The following is a 17,825-nucleotide window of genomic DNA, read 5'->3' as shown; positions in this document are numbered from 1 at the left end:
GTCTCCTAATCGAATGCCAGGCTGGGCAGGAACAGGGCGATCTGCGGGATGAAGATCAGCGCGACCGACACGCCAAGCAGGATGAGCGTGAATGGCGGGATGCCGCGGATCACGTCCATATAGGGCCGCTTGAAGATGGCGATGGCCGTGAAGATGTCACACCCGAATGGCGGCGTGGCAGAGCCGATGGCCACCTGCAGCGTGATGATCGTGCCGACCAGAACCTTGTCGAGACCGACCGAATCCACCACCGGCGCAAAGATCGGCACCAGAACGAGAATCACCACGATCGGGTCCACGAACATGCAGCCGACGAAGAACGAGATCGAAATGACCGCGAGGACCATTTTCGGCCCCATCTCGTCAATTCCGATGGCGCCGAGGATCTCCTGCGGGATCTGGGCAAAGGAGATGACCCAGGAAAAGGCCGTGCCCGCTGCGACCAGAATGAACACCACCGCGGTGATGAGGCCGGTCGACTTGGAGATCTTGTAGATGTCGGCAATGGAAAGCGACCGGAAGATCACCAGCTCCAGGAACAGCGCATAGGCCACACAGATGGCCGCGGCCTCGGTGGGGCTGACGATGCCGCCATAAATGCCGCCAACGATGATGACCGGGAAGAACAGCGGCCAGATGGCCGCCCGCACTGCTGCGACCCGCTCGCCCCACGGCGCTTTTGGTTCCGTCGGCACGCCCTTGATGGTCGCGTAGACGATGCAGTAGGCGGAGAACAGGACCAGAAGCAGAAGGCCCGGCCCGATGCCGGCGATGAAGAGTTCTGCAATCGAGGTCTTGGAGACGACGCCATAGATGATCATGCCGATGGATGGCGGGATCAGGAAGGCGATGTCACTGGCGTTGATGATCAGCGCCAGAACGAAGGAATCATTGTAGCCGGCCTTGAGCATGCGCGGGCGCAGCGGCGAACCGACGGCAACGACCGTGGCCTGCGTCGAACCGGACACCGCGCCAAACAGCGTACAGGCGGTGGCGGTGGAGACGGCCAGGCCGCCCTTGATGTGGCCGATGAACTTCATGACCATGTCGATCAGACGGTCGGCCGACTGGCCACGGGTCATGATGTCTGCGGCGAGGATGAACATGGGCACGGCGATCAGCGACGCCGGGCGAATGCCGGCCAGCATCTGCTGAACCATGAAGTCCATGCGGTCGAAACCGCCGAACAGGCCATAGAAGCCGTAGCCTGCGCCCAGAATGAGCGGAATCATCATCGGGAAGCCGAAGAGCAGCAACACGATCATGATGGTGGAGATTTTGAGTGTCATGGTCGCTGGCCCCGGTCAGATCTCGATTTCGTCTTCTTCGTATCCCTCCAGAACATGCGTGGAGAGATAGATGTCCTTCTGGACGACGTTCTTCAGCGCGGTGAGCGCGTACTGCACACCGGTGATGAAGAAGCCGACAGGGACCCAGAGATAGATCCAGTAAACGGGGATCTGCATGGCCGGCAGGATGCGACCGGACTTGGCCACCTTGCCGATGTAACCAATTGCGAAATAGCAGAGCGCGAACATGGTCAGCGCGGTGATGACCGTGATGACGATCATCAGCACCTTGCGCGTCTTGGGCGGCAGGGCGTCGTAAAGGGCGGACATGCGGATGTGACGCCCGTGACGCGCGGCATAGCCGATGCCGGCGAAGGTGATGAGAATGATGAGGATGCTGTTGAGCTCCTCGGAGAAAAAGATTGTGTGGCCGATGCCCCGGCTGACCACATTGGCGATGGTGTTGAGCGCCATGAGCATGACGCCGAGCGCGAGCATCACCGACTCGATGCGGCTGATGGCATTGTCGAACATGCCGATCACACCGGGCAGTGTGGATTCGTATGTTTCGCTGTGCTGTTCAGATGTTTCGTCGTCACTGCCCATCTTCATTCCCCTCAGTGAGATGACGGAACCCCGCGACCCAAAAGGGGCCGCAGGGCTCTTCTTGTTTTTGCTGCGGGCAGCGGGCTACTGCGTCGCGGCCTTCAGGTCTTCCTTCATCTGGTCAAGAATCTGCTTGCCGCTGTCGCCGGTCATCTCGATGAACTTGGCCTCAACCTGCGCGGCGGCTTCCTTGAAGGGAGCGCGCTGCTCTTCGGTGAGATCGCTGATGGTCATCTCGGGCTTGGCTTCCTTGATCTTCGCAAGCGATTCCTCGCTCAGACCCTTCTGGTATTCGAGGATGTGCTCGAATGCTGCGGAAGACGCGTCCTGGACGAGCTTCTTCTCCTCGTCGCTCAGGCCATCATAGAATTCCTTGTTGGCCATCACAGCGGTGGTGAAGTTGTTGTGGCCGGTAAGCGTGATCGCGCCGGTCACTTCATACATCTTCGTGGACTCGACCCAGAACAGCGGGTTTTCCTGACCCTGAATGATGTTGGTCTGCAGGCCGCCATAGACCTCGCCCCAGGGAAGCGGCGTCGGCGTTGCGCCGAATGCCTTGTAGCTTTCCACCAGAAGCGGGTTGGTCATGACGCGGAACTTCACTTCGTTCAGGTCTTCCGGCTTCTCCACCGGGTCCTTGGTGTTCATCACCACTTCGCCCTCGGGGAACATGGTGAGAAGCTCGAGGCCCTGCTGAGCGTAGAGCTCCGGGAACATCTCGTTGATGGCCTTGGAGTTGCGGAAGAAGTCGCCCAGTTCTTCGGACTTTGCCGGAAGCAGGTAAGGCACGAAGAAGACCTGCGCTTCGGGGATCAGCGCGCCGGTGAAGCCCGGGGACTGGTCAACGAACTGCAGGATGCCGGCCTGTGCCTGCTCCATGATGTCGGCAGACTCGCCAAGCGTGCCGAACGGGAAGAGCTGGACTTCGTGGTCCGAATTGGCCTCGATCTCTTCCTTGAACTTCTGGGCGTAGACGCCCTGAACGTCGGTCATCGCTTCTTCGAAAGCGTATTTCCAGGTGTCCGCCTGGGCAGCGGTTACACCGGCCGCAAAGATCGCGACGCCGGCGAGGCCTGCCTTTAAGCGGGTCTTGATGGAACGCATTCTGTTCTCCTCTGTCTTTGACGTACTTGGTTTAGGCAAAAAGGGAATCCGCGCCAGAAGCCGTTGTCGGCTAAAGGCAAATCGTATTCAGGCGAACGGCGTCAACTGGCTGGAAACCAGCCCGGTACGGTCGCAATTCCGCGCAAACGCGCTTTTGCCGGGAATCTACGACGGCGCTTTTTGCTGCGCCCGAGAAGCAGGGGGAAAGATGCGGCGCTCATGATGACAGCGACGATATACGCCTGCTGCCAGCAGAACGAACGCAGATGGCCACACCGCAGGGGCATGGCCTCATCATTGTTCGCGCCGATCATTTGGGGTGCGCTCAAGCGCGCCTCCTTGCTCCCAGTCGTCGTTCGACCCGGCCAGCGTGAAACAGACGCACGGCAGAGTCAATCGATTGTGCAATCGATTGTTTCCATTAGCAGAAGCGACGGCGGGAGATAAAGTTCCCGAAAAATCGGAAACTTTATATTTGCGGCTGTAATTGAGGGGAGTGAAAACCGATGACGGGCTGCCCGCGATCCTGCGGACAGCCCTGTTTTATACTATGCGCGGGCTGCTGCCTGGCGATGCAAGACTTCCCTGAGATTGAACGCTGCTTCCATCAGGTCCTTCGTGTAATCGCTCTGTGGATTATCGAAGACGTCGCTGGTGAGCCCCTCTTCCACGACCTGGCCCGAACGCATCACGATGGCGTAGTCGGACAGCGCCTTCACCACAGACAGGTCGTGGCTGATGAAGATGAAGGACAGGTTGTGGCTTTCCTGGATGCGCCTGAGCAGGGTGATGATCTGCTTCTGCACCGAACGGTCAAGCGCCGAGGTCGGTTCGTCCAGCACGATCACGGTGGGCTTGAGGATCACCGCGCGGGCGATGGCGATGCGCTGGCGCTGACCGCCCGAAAACTCGTGCGGGAAGCGGTTGCGCATGGACGGGTCGAGCCCGACTTCCTCCAGCGCCTGAATGGCCCGTTTGTCGCGCTCGCGCGCGGACAGTTGCGGCTCATGAACGAGCAGCCCCTCGGTGATGATCTCGCCCACCGTCATGCGCGGGCTGAGCGAGCCATAGGGGTCCTGGAACACCATTTGCAGATTGCGCCGGAAGGGCCGCATGGCCGCCCGGTCAAACCCCTGAATGGACGTGCCCTGATAGACCACCCGCCCCTCGGACGGCAGAAGCTGCAGGAGCGCGCGGCCGAGCGTGGACTTGCCCGACCCCGATTCGCCGACAATGCCGATGGTCTGGCCGGCGCGCAGCGTCAGCCCGACATTCTGCACGGCCTTCACCTCGTAGCCCGGACCGGACAGGAAGCCGCCCTTCACGACGAAGGTCACGCAGACATCCTTCGCATCGAGCAGGATGGGCTGGTCGTTGCCGACCGGAGGCTTGTGCCCTTCCGGCTCCGCCGCCAGCAGCATTCTGGTGTAGTCCTCCTGCGGCCGCTCGAAAATATCGGCAGTCTCGCCAGTCTCCACCACGAGCCCCTTCTGCATCACATAGACCCGGTCGGCAAAAGCTTCGACGATGCCGAGATCATGCGTGATGAAGAGAATGGCCATGCCGAGCTTTTTCTGCAGTTCGGCCAGCAGGCCGAGGATCTCGGCCTGAATGGTCACGTCGAGCGCCGTCGTCGGTTCGTCGGCGATCAACAGGTCCGGATCGTTGGCGAGCGCCATGGCGATCATCACGCGCTGACGCTGGCCACCGGACATTTCGTGCGGATAGGATTTCATCCGTCGCTCGGGATCGGGAATGTGGACGAGCTTGAGAAGCTCCAGCGCGCGCTTGCGCGCCGCCCCGGCCGAAAGCCCGCCATGAACCCGGATCGGCTCACAGATCTGCCGCTCGATCGTGTAGAGCGGATCAAGCGAGGTCATTGGCTCCTGGAAGATCATGGTGACCTTCGCGCCGCGGATCTTGTTGAGCTTCGCGCGCGGCAGGCCGATGAGTTCCTGCCCGCGATAGCTGACGGAACCGGAGACGGAGCCGTTGGACGCCAGAAGCCCCATCGACGCCATCATGATCTGGCTCTTGCCGGACCCCGATTCGCCCACGACGGCGACCGTTTCGCCGGCGTTCACATGCATGTCCACACCACGCACCGCCTCGACTGCGCCATCGGGCGTGTCGAAGGTGACGCGAATGTCGCGGATGTCGAAGATGCGTTCCTCGTTCTGCTGCTTCATGTCAGCGGTCCTTCGGATCGAGCGCATCGCGCAGGCCATCGCCCAGGAAGTTGAGCGCAAACAGGAGCGCGGTCAGCGCCAGCGACGGATAGAGCAGCATGTAGGCCGCCCCGCGCATGTTGCGCGCGCCCTCGGAGATCAGCACGCCCAGACTGGTCAGCGGCTCCTGCACGCCCAGGCCGAGGAAGGAGAGGAAGCTCTCCAGAAGAATGACCTTGGGCACCAGCAGCGTCATGTAGATGATCACCGGGCCGAGCGTGTTGGGGATGATGTGCCGCTTCAGGATGCCGCTTGAGCCGACACCCAGCGCCTCGGCCGCCTGCACGAACTCACGCCTTCTCAGCGCGATGGTCTGGCCACGCACGATACGCGCCATGTCCAGCCACTCGACCGCGCCGACGGCAATGAACATCAGGACCACGTTTCGCCCGAAGAACACCACCAGAAGGATGGCGAAGAAGGTGAAGGGCAGCGAGTACAGTATGTCGACGATGCGCATCATCACGTTGTCGATGCGCCCGCCCAGGAAGCCGGCGGTGGCTCCGTAGATCACGCCGATCAACAGCGCCACGCCCGTGGCGAGCGCGCCGATCATCAACGAAATGCGGATCGAGATCAGCACGCGTGCAAACAGGTCGCGCCCGTTTGCATCCGTGCCGAATATGAAACGCAGACGCTGGACGTCTGCCTCCATGATGATCGACTTGTTGTCGCCGGCCTGCTCGACCACACGGGCGTTCGAGAACAGATCCGAGCGGTCGAGATAGCGCGTCACGCGCGGATCGATCTCGCGGCTGGATGTTGCTTCGATCCGCACCCTGTCGCCATCAAGCTCGATGGAACTGGTTTCAAGCCGCGCCCGCGACAGGGCGGACTCGGCCAGCGGCACGATTTCTGCCTGACGCGGATAGGGCTCGAGGCTCGCTGGCACCTTCACGAAGTCCGAATAGACGCGCGCATAGGGATGCGGCGCCAGCATCGGCCCGAAGATGCCCGCGAAAACGAACAGGATCAGAACGAACAGGCTGGCCATGGCTGCGCGGTTCTTGCGCAGCCGCATGAAAGCCGTCTCCCAGGCCGAACGGCTCTTGGTGGTCGGCAGCTCGCCCTCTGGCGGCATTGGGCCGGTGGCGATGTCAGTCATAACGCACTCTCGGATCCAGCGCCGCATAGAGGAGGTCGACGATCAGGTTGAAGACCACCACGAAGACGGCGATGATGATGACGGTGCCCATGACCAGCGTGTAATCGCGGTTCAGGGCGCCCTGGACAAAGTAACGGCCGATGCCCGGCAGGCCGAAGATGGTTTCCACCACCACGGACCCTGTCAGCAGCGCGGCAGCCGCAGGCCCGAGATAGGAAATCACCGGCAGACAGGCCGCCCGCAACGCATGCACGACCACGATCATGCGGGTCGGCAGGCCATAGGCCCGCGCCGTGCGCACATGGTCGGAACGCAACGCCTCGATCATGGAGCCGCGTATCAGGCGGGCGATGATGGCCACCTGCGGCAGGGCGAGCGTGATGACGGGCAGCACCATGGATTCAGGACTGCTCCAGCCGCCGGCCGGCAACAGGCTGAGCCAGACGCCGAAAATCAGCGACAGAAGCGGGGCGACGACGAAGTTCGGCACGGTGATGCCGAAAGTGGCGACCGCAATGACCGAATAGTCGACCCAGGAATTCTGGCGCAGCGCGGCAATACTGCCGAGCACGCTACCGATCAGCAGCGCAACAAGCAGGGCCATGCCACCGAGCTGGATGGACACGGGCAGACCATTGCCGATCAACTGCTGAACGGAGAAATCACGATAGATGAAACTCGGACCCAGATCGCCACGGGCGAGGTTGCCGAGATAATAGAAATACTGTTCCCAAAGCGGCTTATCGAGGTGGAAAACGCGGTTGAGGTTTTCCAGGACCTTGGCCTCCAGCGTGCGCTCGCGGTCGAAGGGACCGCCCGGCGCCACCCGCATGAGGAAGAAGGCGAAGGTGACAATGAGGAACAGGGTCGGAATAGCGCCAAGAAGACGGCGCACGGCATAACCGAGCATCGCTACCAACTCTCATATGTGTTCGAAACCGCCCGGCCCACGAAGGGGCCGGGCGGAAAGATCGAACGCTGTTGTTACTCGCTGATGCTCATGAAGCGCGTCCCATGGACGTTCTGGATGTTGTCTTCCCAGCCATTGAGCTTGGGCGACACCAGAGACAGGGACGAGTAGAACAGAAGCGGGATGTAGGGCATGTCTGCCATGAACGTCGCTTCTGCCTCGCGCAGGATCTCGGCGCGCTTGACCAGATCGGTCTCGGCAGCGGCCTTGTCCATCAGTGCGTCATAGTCCGGGTTCTCATACTGGGCGTAGTTGAAGCCGGTGTTGTCGCTCTCGACCAGGAACAGGAAGTTCTGCGGGTCGGAGTAGTCGCCGATCCAGCCGGCGCGCGCCACGTCGAAATCCTTCTGGTCGCGCAGGTTCGCATAGTGAGCGGACAGGTCGCGGACATTGAATTCGACATTGACGCCGAGCGGCTTCCACATGTCGGCAATCGCAGTTGCCGTGTTCTTGTGGTTCTCGGAGTTGTTGTAGGCAAGCTCGACCGTGACCGGATTGTCCGGACCGTAGCCGGCTTCCGTCATCAGCTCGATGGCCTTGTCTTCGCGATCGAGCAGGGACATGTCGGCCCACTCGGCCGGCGAACCGCCGCCTTCATAATTGCCGATGCCGGGCGGAACCAGCGAATAGGCGGGCAGCATCGCGCCGGCCCAGATCTCGTCGCCCAGGAACTCGCGGTCGATGACCATGGCAAGCGCCTGCCGCACCTTCGGGTCCGACATGACATCGCGCTTCATGTTGAGCGAGTAATAGTAGGTGCCGAGATAGGGCGAAATGCGAACCTGATCGCCCAGACGCTCCTTCATGGACTTGATCTGCTCGGTCGGAAGATCGGAGCAGCTTTGAACCTCGCCGGCCTCGAAGCGGCGCACGCAGGTCGCGCGGTCTTCGAACGGAATGTACTCGATCGTGTCGATCTGGACATTGTCGGCGTCATGGAAGTTCTCGTTCTTCTCCATGACGATCTTGTCGCCCGGCGTGAAGGAAACGAGCTTGTAGGCGCCGTTGGTGACGATGTTTTCGGGCTGCACGAAATCCGTGCCATGCGCCTCGACGGCCTTCGGGTTCACCGGCAGGCCGGTCTGGTGCGTGAGAAGCTCCAGGAAGAACGGGGTCGGCTGCTCGAGCGTAATCTCAAGCGTGCGATCATCGACGGCTTTCACGCCCATCTGATCGGCTTCCATCTCACCCTTGTTGATCGCCTCGGCGTTCTTGATCGGATAGAGGATGTTGGCGTATTTCGCGCCCGTGTCGGGCATCATGATACGGCGCAGCGAGAACACGAAATCCTCAGCCACCACCGGGTCGCCATTCGACCATTTTGCATCGTCGCGCAGGTTGAAGGTGTAGACGGTGCCATCATCGGACACGCTCCACTCCTCGGCCACACCCGGAATGATCTTGGCGTTGGCGTCATAGACGACCAGGCCTTCATAGAGATCGCGCATCAGGTGGGCTTCGGCAACAAGCGACGTCTTGTGCTGGTCCAGCGTTTCCGGATCGCCGTCATTGCCGCGTACATAGGTCACGGCGGACGCTGCCATCGCCGTCGAGACCAGAATCGTACCCGCGAGCAGCGGCCGTACCAGGGATTTCAACATTTTCCCTCACTCCCATTTTGCTTTCATATCATCCGACGAACGGATGAGAGACGCGGCATTTGGCAACGAATTTCCGTATACGTCAAACGCTTTCGGGGAGGATTTCCTAAGGTTGCAAGAAATTCGCAGCAAACACCGATGGGATGCATTACCGCTGAGCGGAACACTGCGAGAGGCTCGACGGCTTTCGGGCAGAGGGCAAAAGATGCGTTTGGGGAGCAAGGCGTCCGGGCTTGATTTCACGCTGGGGCCGGGCCTCTGCCTGCGACATTTCATGCAGCCCGACGGACGGCTGTGACGGCCTGTGCGTCCACATCGCTCAAGGCCATATGTCGCAACACGCAACCGGATTGACTGTGCAAAAGCCGCGGAAGAAGAAGCAACTTCGACTTGACCGGTTCTGTGTGTCTGAGATCAGAGAAAATTTGGTGGAGCCAAGGGGAGTCGAACCCCTGACCTCTTGAATGCCATTCAAGCGCTCTCCCAACTGAGCTATGGCCCCACACTCCGGCGATTTGGCCGGTCGCCGTCTCCGGCGAAGAGGTCCGGCCGGCCCGCTGGGCCAACCGTGTGGGCGGCTTCTAAACCCGCCCGGCGGGAAGATCAAGCCCCGTTTTTCGCCTGTGCGTCGATTTTAACGCTGGCTGGGGTTTTTCTTCCCGCAGGTGCTGAAAAATCAGCTTTCGTCTTCGTCGTCGCCAACGCCGATAATGTCTTTCATATCGTCGTCGTCGTCATCATCGTCCTCGTCGAGGAACGTGTCGTCATCATCGTCGCCGAGATCGACATCATCGTCGTCGTCATCGTCGTCGAGATCCGGGATTTCCGACTTCTTGCTGGAGGTCGCCTCATCATCGGCGTCCTCGAGCGAAACCACTTCGGGGCCTTCGCCCTCGCCATCCACTTCCTTCTCTTCCACTTCCTCTTCTTCTTCCACGGAAGTGTCGGAGACAGCTTCAAAGAAGCTGCGCGGATAGGTCTGCCCCGTATAGGGCGACACGATCGGATCCTTGTTCAGATCGTAGAATTTACGGCCCGTCTCCGGGCAGATGCGTTTTGTTCCGAGTTCCGGTTTAGCCACCTTGCTGCCTCATCGTCTTGCGGTCGGCCCAGCCTGCGACGGCTCCATCGCGGCCGGCACCGGAAGCGCTTCCTGCCTACTTGAAAATTTTGGTCCCCATAACGGCAAGTCGAGCACCTGTCAAAGCTTAATGCGAACCCTGGATTATGCCTCTCCTGCGAAGGCGCACTCTCTTTACAACCCCGTCAGGGGCCATCCGTCAACCGGGGGATGACCAGCTATCGCCATCATGCTAGAGCCAGCTGTGAAAATCCTCGAATAATCTGCCGCCCGGCAGCATGCATATCGCCAAGGACCACGCAATGCACGATCATGAACCGCGCCCCATGAGCGCCAGCAAATCCGACGCCCTTTCCGGCCGGGCCCGGGTGCCCGGCGACAAGTCGATCTCGCACAGGGCGCTGATGTTTGGCGGCCTGGCTGCGGGCGAGACGCGCATCACCGGCCTTCTGGAAGGCGAAGACGTTCTGCGCACCGGCGAGGCCATGAAGGCCATGGGCGCGAAAATCGAAAAGCGCGGCGATGAATGGATCGCCATCGGCACGGGCAACGGCGCGCTGCTGGAACCCAAAGAGCCGCTCGACTTCGGCAATGCCGGCACCGGCGTGCGCCTGACCATGGGCCTTGTCGGCTCCTACGACATGACCACGCGCTTCATCGGCGACGCCTCGCTTTCCAAGCGCCCGATGGGCCGCGTGCTCGATCCGCTTAAGGAAATGGGTCTGCAGGTCGTTTCCGCCGAGCCGGGCGACCGCCTGCCGATCACGCTGCGCGGCCCCAAGCACGCTGCCCCCATCAGCTACCGGGTGCCGATGCCGTCTGCACAGGTGAAATCCGCCGTGCTTCTGGCCGCGCTGAACACGCCCGGCGTGACCACCGTGATCGAACCCGTGGCGACCCGCGACCACACCGAAAAGATGCTGGCCGGCTTCGGCGCATCGCTGGAAGTGGAGACCGACGCCGACGGCGTGCGCCACATCCGCATCGAAGGCCAGCCGACGCTGACGGGCCAGACCATCGCCGTTCCGGGCGACCCGTCCTCGGCCGCTTTCCCGCTGGTGGCGGCGCTGATCGTGCCGGGCTCAGACGTGGTCATCGAAAACATGTTGATGAACCCGACCCGCACCGGCCTCGTGACCACGCTGATCGAGATGGGCGCGAATATCGAGATTCTCGACCGCCGCAATGAGGGCGGCGAAGACGTGGCGGATCTGCGCGTGCGCGGCTCCGAACTGAAGGGCGTGACCGTGCCCGAAGACCGCGCGCCGTCGATGATTGATGAATACCCGGTGCTCGCCGTGGCAGCCTGCTTTGCCGAGGGCGACACACTGATGCAGGGGCTGGAAGAGCTGCGCGTCAAGGAATCCGACCGGCTTTCCGCCGTTGCCGACGGCCTCAAGGCCAATGGCGTCGACTGCGAAGAAGGCGAAGCAACCCTGCGCGTGACGGGCCGCCCCGGCGGCAAGGGCCTTGGCGGCGGAACGGTCAAGACGCATCTCGACCACCGCATCGCCATGAGCTTCCTCGTGATGGGCCTGGCGAGCGAGAAGCCGGTGACCATCGACGACCAGGCGATGATCGCAACCAGCTTCCCCGACTTCACCGCCCTGATGACGCGACTGGGCGCAAAGCTGGACTGACACGAAAAACCTGCACGGGAGGAAACGGCATGAGCACCGGGAAAACAGCCATGATTGTCGGCGGCGGCAGCGGCATGGGCGCTGCTGCAACCCGCAAGCTGGCCGAAAACGGCTATCAGGTCGCCGTCATGTCGTCCTCCGGCAAGGGCGAGGCGCTGGGCAGGGAACTGGGCGGGCTGGGCTTCACCGGCTCCAACCTTTCCACGGATGACCTCAAGCGCTTCACCGACGCGACGATGGAGCGCTTCGGCCGCATCGATGCGCTGGTGAATGGCGCTGGCCACGGCCCCAAGGGCGACGTGCTGGCGCTTTCGGACGGGGACTGGCACACGGGCATGGATTTCTACCTGCTCAACGTGGTGCGCGCGACACGGCTCGTCACCCCGATCATGCAGGCGCAGAAATCGGGCTCGATCGTCAACATCTCCACCTACGCCACGTTCGAGCCGGAAGCCGCATTCCCCACATCGGGCGTGTTCCGGGCCGGGCTGGCGGCCTTCACCAAGCTCTTTTGCGACAAATATGCCGAAGACAATCTGCGCATGAACAACGTGCTGCCGGGTTTCATCGACTCGCTGCCCGAAAAGGAAGAGCGCCGCGCGCGCATCCCCATGGGCCGCTACGGCTCCGCAGAGGAAGTTGCCGAACTCATCGCCTTCCTGGCCGGCGAGAAGTCGGGATACATCACCGGCCAGAACATACGCATCGACGGAGGCATAACGCGCTCGGTATGACGGGAATGCCAGACAAGTTCACCATCGCCATTGACGGCCCTGCCGCTTCCGGCAAGGGCACGCTCGCACGCCGGCTGGCCAGCCAGTATGGCCTGCACCATCTCGACACCGGCCTCACCTATCGCGGTGTGGCCAAGGCGCTGATCGACGCGGGCGAACCGCTGGACGATATTGCGATTGCCGAACGCGCGGCGCGCGCGCTCGATCTGGGCGCGCTCGACCGGGCAGTGCTTTCCGCCCACGGCATTGGCGAGGCCGCTTCGAAAGTGGCTGTGATGACGCCGGTGCGCACGGCGCTGGTGGACAAGCAGCGCGCCTTCGCCGCAACCCCGCCCGGCGCGGTGCTCGACGGCCGCGACATCGGCACGGTGGTGTGCCCTGAAGCCGATGTGAAGCTCTATGTGATCGCGAGCCCCGAGGTGCGCGCCACCCGACGCTGGCGTGAAATCGAGGCCGGCGGTGGCACTGCCGACTATGCCCGGATCCTGGCCGATATCGAGCGGCGGGACGCCCGCGACATGGGTCGCGAGGACAGTCCGCTGAGGCCCGCGAACGATGCGCACTTGCTCGATACGAGCGAAATGGATATAGAGACGGCGTTTCAGGCTGCCTGCAAACTGGTGGATGCCAGGCTGGCGGCTCGAAAAGAAGACTGAGAAAAATCGTCTGCCACGCATTCTTTGCGCCGGATCTGCCGCTCAGGCGGCCATAGAGCGATCCGCTCGGATGCGTGGCTGGACAAACGCAACACGAACCACCGGCGCTTTGCCCCGTTTTGAAAAACAGGGCGTTTCAGGAGCATCAATGTCAGAATTCAATCCGTCTCGCGATGATTTCGCGAGCCTTCTCGAAGAATCCTTCAACGAACGCGACGCCGCTGAAGGCTCCGTCGTAAAGGGCATCGTCACCGCCATCGAAAAAGACATGGCGATCGTCGATGTCGGCCTCAAGGTCGAGGGCCGTGTCCCGCTGAAGGAATTCGGCACGAAGGGCAAGGAATCGGACCTCAAGGTCGGCGACGAAGTTGAAGTCTATGTCGAGCGCATCGAGAACGCGCTTGGCGAGGCAATGCTGAGCCGCGAGAAAGCACGCCGCGAGGAAAGCTGGGTCAAGCTGGAAGCGAAGTTCAACGCCGGCGAGCGCGTCGAGGGCTTCATCTTCAACCAGGTCAAGGGCGGCTTCACCGTCGATCTGGACGGCGCCGTGGCCTTCCTGCCGCGTTCGCAGGTCGACATTCGTCCGATCCGCGACGTCACCCCGCTGATGCACACCCCGCAGCCCTTCGAAATCCTCAAGATGGACAAGCGCCGCGGCAACATCGTCGTGTCCCGCCGCACGGTTCTCGAAGAGAGCCGCGCCGAGCAGCGCTCCGAGATCGTCCAGAACCTCGAAGAGGGTCAGGTGGTCGAAGGCGTGGTCAAGAACATCACCGACTACGGTGCGTTCGTTGACCTGGGCGGCATCGACGGCCTGCTGCACGTCACCGACATGGCATGGCGTCGTGTCAACCATCCGACCGAGATCCTCAACATCGGTCAGACGGTCAAGGTGCAGATCATCCGCATCAACCAGGAAACCCACCGCATCTCGCTGGGCATGAAGCAGCTCGAAGCCGATCCGTGGGACGGCATCGGCGGCAAGTACCCGCTTGGCAAGAAGGTTCTGGGTCGCGTCACCAACATCACCGACTACGGTGCGTTTGTGGAGCTGGAGCCGGGCATCGAAGGCCTGATCCACGTTTCGGAAATGTCCTGGACGAAAAAGAACGTTCATCCGGGCAAGATCCTTTCCACCACGCAGGAAGTCGAAGTTGTCGTGCTGGAAGTGGATCCGGTGAAGCGCCGCATCTCGCTGGGCCTCAAGCAGACGCTCGAGAACCCGTGGGAGGCATTCGCCCGCAACCACACCGTCGGCTCCGTTGTCGAGGGCGAGGTCAAGAACAAGACCGAGTTCGGTCTGTTCATCGGCCTGGACGGCGACGTGGACGGCATGGTCCACCTTTCCGATCTCGACTGGAACCGTCCGGGCGAGCAGGTGATCGAAGAGTACAACCGCGGCGACGTGGTGAAGGCGCAGGTTCTCGACGTGGACGTCGACAAGGAGCGCATCTCTCTCGGCATCAAGCAGCTTGGTCATGACTCCATCGGCGAAGCCGCTGCTTCCGGCGAACTGCGCAAGGGCGCGGTTGTGACCTGTGAAGTGACCGGCGTGAAAGACGGCGGCCTCGAGGTTCTGCTGGTCGATCACGACGTCGAGAGCTTCATCAAGCGCTCCGACCTGTCGCGTGACCGTGCAGAGCAGCGCCCCGAGCGCTTCTCCGTCGGCCAGAAGGTGGACGCCCGCGTCACCGTCTTCGACAAGAAGACCCGTCGCATCAACGTCTCGATCAAGGCGCTGGAAATCGCCGAAGAGAAGGAAGCTGTCGCACAGTTCGGTTCCACCGACTCCGGCGCTTCGCTCGGCGACATTCTGGGCGCAGCCCTGAAGAAGCAGGGCGGCGACGAGTAATCGTCAGCCGATCAGGCCTGAAAACAAAGACCCCGCCGGATCGCTCCGGCGGGGTTTTTTAATGCCTGTCTTTTGAGATGAAGCAGGTTTCCTCAAAATCAAATACAGAACATAACGTAATCTATTTATTCGAAATACCAAGTTGACCAAATGGAAATTCGCATTATTTTAAAGAGCGCTGCTAATTACCTAGTAAAAATTAGAATTTTTCAAATCTATTATGAAAAATATGCTTAGCTTCTTACCTTTGGCATCCGAAACCTCATAACGCCACAACCACAAACGCAACCTACTCCTGCGCCTCAGACGCCGCCGGAGCTGCATTTGATACAGCCTTCGCCATCTGGCGACGCCTTCTTCTATGCAAATCAACGGGATCGCCGACGAATGGCAATATAGTTTTTATTCAAGAGAGAAAATTATGATAAAAGCGATTCAGTTTGCCTTCGCATTGATTACAATTGCCGTTGCAAATTTTATAATCTACGAAGCGCTGCAGGATAAGTGCATTCTGCCCATCGTTCTAGGCGTGTCAAACGCCCTTGTGATAACGCACTTATCCCACCTTCAAGAGAAAATGAAATTCTTTACTTATAAATAGAAGCCGTGAACCGGCCATAATACCAGGAAACGCCCGATAACCTCCCTGCGCCATTCATGCAGGTCCTCGACGGGCTTGCGAGCGGATGGCCCCGGCCTGAGCACCGCCGAACGCCCTTCCCTGGAATCCGGGCTGCACAGGGCGCCCGGACTGACCGCCACCTTTGTGGCTACCGCGTAAAAGCGAAAAGCCCTCATCATTGTGGCGGCGCGTCGCCGGCCGTTTTCTCATCCAGTTCCATGAATTGTTCCCAGAGGCGTTCAAAGCGTTCGAGCCCATCTAAGGCGCCTCCATCACGCGCCACTGGCTGGCGTGTCCCGCCGAAGGCTCTTCGACGGGCCTCTCGTTGCCGTCTCTCAGGGCAGCCGCCATGCGGACTTCGCCATCCCTACAGGGCTCTTGCAAATTAAGTTACCATAAGTATATAGCGACTGCACAACACGCGGCACGCCGCAAACCGTGGACAGGATCATGCAGTTCGTAAACCAAGCCGCTGACCGGCACACGCGGGCCACAGCACCCGCCCGCCCCCGCTGCACCCATTGCCCTCCCGCGATGGGATAGATCGCGGATTGACGGCCAGGCTTACACGCACCGTCTCTCTTCCGGTCTTACACATACGAACCCAACGCAGGTTCAAGCGCCCGCGCGTTGAACTTCAACCCAATTCCTCCCCATTCCCAAATCCCCCCATTCCCAAATCCCCCATGGAGAACCCCATGCTGAAAATGACCCCGGTCACCATCGAAACGGCCGATGAAGCCGCCACCCCGACCCTCGAAGGCTTCAAAGCCCAGTACGGCATGGTGCCGAACTTCTTCGGCGCGCTCGGCATCGATGGCGCGACGCTCAATGGCTATCTGGCCTTTCAGGAAGCCGTGGAGGCAGCCAGCCATCTGTCCGTCCGCGAGCGCGAGATGATCTCGCTCGCCGTGGCCAACAGCAATGGCTGCCATTACTGCGTCAGCGGACACACTTTCTCGGGCAAGAAAGCCGGCATGAGCGCCGAGGAATGCGTCGCCGCACAGCGCGGCGAGGCGGATGACGCCTGCGAACAGGCGGTCATCGACCTGGCGCTCCGCCTGATTGCACAGCGCGGCAATCTGGAAACGCATGATTTCGAACGCGCCGCGCAGGCCGGCATTTCGGAGAAAAAGCTGATTCAGATCTGCGCGTGGACAGCGATGAACAGCTTCAGCAACTGGGTCAACAACATCGTGCAGCCGAAAATCGACTTCCCGAAAGTGCCGCTCCAGAACCGCGACTGACATGCAGACCAGCGGGCGGTCACCGCGCCGCCCGCTGGCCCGCATGATCGCGATTGTCTATAAGGCAAGCCATGTCAGGCCAGCAAAATCAGGATAGCGCCACCCCGCGCAAGCGCCTCAAACGCGAAGACCGCCGCAACCTCCTTCTCGACCTTGCGGCGGACATTCTGGACACCAGGGGTTCCGATGCGCTGACGCTCCAGACGCTGGCCGAGGCCGCAGGCGTCACCAAACCTGTCACCTATAGCCAGTTCGGCACGCGCATGGGGCTGCTGCTCGCGCTCTATCGGCGCTATGATCAGCGGCTCTTTGCCGATCTCGAAGCCGGCATGGCCCACCGCCCGCCCACGCCCCGCGATGCTGCAAACATGTTCGCCGACAGCTATATCGCCTGCATCACACGGCACGGGCGGGTTTACGAAGCGACCATCGCCGCCCTGCGCTCCTACCCCGAGCACGGCATGATCGGCACGGAAATCCGCACCGCTTTCTGCGATATGCTGACACGGCTTCTCGCCCCCTGCTTTCCGGCAGGCGACATGCCCGCGCAGGCCCGGATGATCGCGCTGTTCGGGGCCGTGGAAGAACTGGCGCGCGCGCTGCTCGACGGGCAAATATCCGAACACGCCGCCCGCACCGAGATGCGCCGGGCTTTCGAGGCGCTGGTGACACCGGAAGCGTAAACCCGCATGGAACAGCCCGTGAAAATGGCAAGGGTTACCCCCCCCCTCACCAGTGCGGCGGCTTCGTCACCGGCACGTCGCCCGCCGTCTGCTCTTCCAGTTCCATGAAACGCTCGGACAGGCGCTGGAGTTTTTTCTTCAGCGCCTCCATCTCGCGCCACTGGCGGGTGAGTTCCGTCGAAAGCTCTTCGATGGTCTTTTCCTGCTCGGCGGCCAGGATTTCGAGCTGGGTGATCCGGTCTTCCGTCATGGCACGCTTCTTTCTGCGGTTTCGGTGCATTCTCGCGCCGGGAAATTGACAAGCAAGGCCCGATTTGTCGAGAGTGCCCCAAGGGACGTTTCGTTGCTGCCGCGCAGCGCGCGGTTGGCAGGTGGCGGAACGCCGTGATACTGCATTTGACCAATTG

The 17,825-nt window shown here is 61.2% G+C and carries 15 protein-coding genes and 1 tRNA gene; 6 read left to right on the top strand and 10 right to left on the bottom strand.

What is annotated here, in order from left to right; translation table 11 throughout:
• Nucleotides 1–5: 5 nt before the first annotated feature.
• From JYP46_RS20145 to JYP46_RS20105, 9 genes are all read right to left on the bottom strand, one after another.
• On the bottom strand, nt 6–1,289 hold the full coding sequence (locus JYP46_RS20145) for a TRAP transporter large permease (protein ID WP_206546555.1): 1,284 nt from the start codon (nt 1,287–1,289) through the stop codon (nt 6–8).
• 15 nt (nt 1,290–1,304) lie between these two features.
• Nucleotides 1,305–1,895 (bottom strand): TRAP transporter small permease, encoded by a 591-nt coding sequence (locus tag JYP46_RS20140; RefSeq protein ID WP_222474306.1) that lies wholly within the window; start codon nt 1,893–1,895, stop codon nt 1,305–1,307.
• 84 nt (nt 1,896–1,979) lie between these two features.
• Complete coding sequence (locus JYP46_RS20135) at nt 1,980–2,999, bottom strand: TRAP transporter substrate-binding protein (RefSeq protein WP_206549127.1); 1,020 nt, start codon at nt 2,997–2,999, stop codon at nt 1,980–1,982.
• A gap of 548 nt (nt 3,000–3,547) precedes the next feature.
• Nucleotides 3,548–5,188: an ABC transporter ATP-binding protein gene (locus JYP46_RS20130; RefSeq protein WP_206549126.1), complete on the bottom strand. Its 1,641-nt coding sequence runs from the start codon at nt 5,186–5,188 to the stop codon at nt 3,548–3,550.
• Nucleotide 5,189: 1 nt separating this feature from the next.
• Nucleotides 5,190–6,332 carry an ABC transporter permease gene (locus tag JYP46_RS20125; RefSeq protein ID WP_206546553.1) on the bottom strand — a complete coding sequence of 381 codons (1,143 nt, stop codon included), beginning with the start codon at nt 6,330–6,332 and terminating at the stop codon, nt 5,190–5,192.
• Nucleotides 6,325–7,242, bottom strand: a complete 918-nt coding sequence (gene oppB, locus JYP46_RS20120; protein ID WP_113153749.1) for an oligopeptide ABC transporter permease OppB — start codon at nt 7,240–7,242, stop codon at nt 6,325–6,327. The genes JYP46_RS20125 and oppB overlap by 8 nt, the downstream gene beginning before the upstream one ends.
• A 74-nt stretch (nt 7,243–7,316) precedes the next feature.
• Nucleotides 7,317–8,903 (bottom strand): peptide ABC transporter substrate-binding protein, encoded by a 1,587-nt coding sequence (locus JYP46_RS20115; RefSeq protein WP_113153748.1) that lies wholly within the window; start codon nt 8,901–8,903, stop codon nt 7,317–7,319.
• A 426-nt stretch (nt 8,904–9,329) separates the two neighbouring features.
• Nucleotides 9,330–9,405: transfer RNA gene (locus tag JYP46_RS20110), tRNA-Ala, on the bottom strand.
• A 174-nt stretch (nt 9,406–9,579) separates the two neighbouring features.
• Nucleotides 9,580–9,984: a TIGR02300 family protein gene (locus JYP46_RS20105; RefSeq protein WP_113153747.1), complete on the bottom strand. Its 405-nt coding sequence runs from the start codon at nt 9,982–9,984 to the stop codon at nt 9,580–9,582.
• 302 nt (nt 9,985–10,286) lie between these two features.
• On the opposite strand from JYP46_RS20105, the gene aroA reads away from it, so the two are divergent.
• The 6 genes from aroA (at nt 10,287) to JYP46_RS20075 (ending at nt 17,418) form a co-directional block, all read left to right on the top strand.
• Nucleotides 10,287–11,624 carry a 3-phosphoshikimate 1-carboxyvinyltransferase gene (aroA, locus tag JYP46_RS20100; protein WP_113156111.1) on the top strand — a complete coding sequence of 446 codons (1,338 nt, stop codon included), beginning with the start codon at nt 10,287–10,289 and terminating at the stop codon, nt 11,622–11,624.
• A gap of 29 nt (nt 11,625–11,653) precedes the next feature.
• Complete coding sequence (locus tag JYP46_RS20095) at nt 11,654–12,358, top strand: SDR family oxidoreductase (protein WP_206549125.1); 705 nt, start codon at nt 11,654–11,656, stop codon at nt 12,356–12,358.
• A gap of 5 nt (nt 12,359–12,363) precedes the next feature.
• Nucleotides 12,364–13,014 (top strand): (d)CMP kinase, encoded by a 651-nt coding sequence (locus tag JYP46_RS20090; protein ID WP_224873408.1) that lies wholly within the window; start codon nt 12,364–12,366, stop codon nt 13,012–13,014.
• A gap of 148 nt (nt 13,015–13,162) precedes the next feature.
• Nucleotides 13,163–14,866: a 30S ribosomal protein S1 gene (gene rpsA / locus JYP46_RS20085; RefSeq protein WP_206549124.1), complete on the top strand. Its 1,704-nt coding sequence runs from the start codon at nt 13,163–13,165 to the stop codon at nt 14,864–14,866.
• A 1,320-nt stretch (nt 14,867–16,186) separates the two neighbouring features.
• Nucleotides 16,187–16,735 carry a carboxymuconolactone decarboxylase family protein gene (locus JYP46_RS20080; protein WP_162742217.1) on the top strand — a complete coding sequence of 183 codons (549 nt, stop codon included), beginning with the start codon at nt 16,187–16,189 and terminating at the stop codon, nt 16,733–16,735.
• 71 nt (nt 16,736–16,806) lie between these two features.
• On the top strand, nt 16,807–17,418 hold the full coding sequence (locus JYP46_RS20075) for a TetR/AcrR family transcriptional regulator (protein WP_206549123.1): 612 nt from the start codon (nt 16,807–16,809) through the stop codon (nt 17,416–17,418).
• Between the two features lie 46 nt (nt 17,419–17,464).
• Here JYP46_RS20075 and JYP46_RS20070 read toward each other — a convergent pair whose 3' ends face one another.
• Entirely contained in the window at nt 17,465–17,668 is a 204-nt protein-coding gene (locus JYP46_RS20070; protein ID WP_113153740.1) for a SlyX family protein, read from the bottom strand.
• Nucleotides 17,669–17,825 lie beyond the last annotated feature (157 nt).

The sequence above is a fragment of the Nitratireductor aquimarinus genome (genome assembly GCF_017255295.1).
In the GTDB taxonomy this organism is placed as follows: domain Bacteria; phylum Pseudomonadota; class Alphaproteobacteria; order Rhizobiales; family Rhizobiaceae; genus Nitratireductor; species Nitratireductor aquimarinus.
The sequence above is the reverse complement of the archived record's forward strand: the minus strand, read 5'-3'. Positions and strand labels throughout refer to the sequence as shown.

Bases quoted from the DNA above. Each gene is read 5' to 3' on its own strand.
- JYP46_RS20075 (WP_206549123.1), top strand. From the start codon at position 16,807: ATGTCAGGCCAGCAAAATCAGGATAGCGCCACCCCGCGCAAGCGCCTC.
- JYP46_RS20115 (WP_113153748.1), bottom strand. From the start codon at position 8,903: ATGTTGAAATCCCTGGTACGGCCGCTGCTCGCGGGTACGATTCTGGTC.
- aroA (WP_113156111.1), top strand. From the start codon at position 10,287: ATGCACGATCATGAACCGCGCCCCATGAGCGCCAGCAAATCCGACGCC.
- rpsA (WP_206549124.1), top strand. From the start codon at position 13,163: ATGTCAGAATTCAATCCGTCTCGCGATGATTTCGCGAGCCTTCTCGAA.
- oppB (WP_113153749.1), bottom strand. From the start codon at position 7,242: ATGCTCGGTTATGCCGTGCGCCGTCTTCTTGGCGCTATTCCGACCCTG.
- JYP46_RS20145 (WP_206546555.1), bottom strand. From the start codon at position 1,289: ATGACACTCAAAATCTCCACCATCATGATCGTGTTGCTGCTCTTCGGC.
- JYP46_RS20130 (WP_206549126.1), bottom strand. From the start codon at position 5,188: ATGAAGCAGCAGAACGAGGAACGCATCTTCGACATCCGCGACATTCGC.
- JYP46_RS20070 (WP_113153740.1), bottom strand. From the start codon at position 17,668: ATGACGGAAGACCGGATCACCCAGCTCGAAATCCTGGCCGCCGAGCAG.
- JYP46_RS20125 (WP_206546553.1), bottom strand. From the start codon at position 6,332: ATGACTGACATCGCCACCGGCCCAATGCCGCCAGAGGGCGAGCTGCCG.
- JYP46_RS20090 (WP_224873408.1), top strand. From the start codon at position 12,364: ATGCCAGACAAGTTCACCATCGCCATTGACGGCCCTGCCGCTTCCGGC.
- JYP46_RS20080 (WP_162742217.1), top strand. From the start codon at position 16,187: ATGCTGAAAATGACCCCGGTCACCATCGAAACGGCCGATGAAGCCGCC.
- JYP46_RS20140 (WP_222474306.1), bottom strand. From the start codon at position 1,895: ATGGGCAGTGACGACGAAACATCTGAACAGCACAGCGAAACATACGAA.
- JYP46_RS20135 (WP_206549127.1), bottom strand. From the start codon at position 2,999: ATGCGTTCCATCAAGACCCGCTTAAAGGCAGGCCTCGCCGGCGTCGCG.
- JYP46_RS20095 (WP_206549125.1), top strand. From the start codon at position 11,654: ATGAGCACCGGGAAAACAGCCATGATTGTCGGCGGCGGCAGCGGCATG.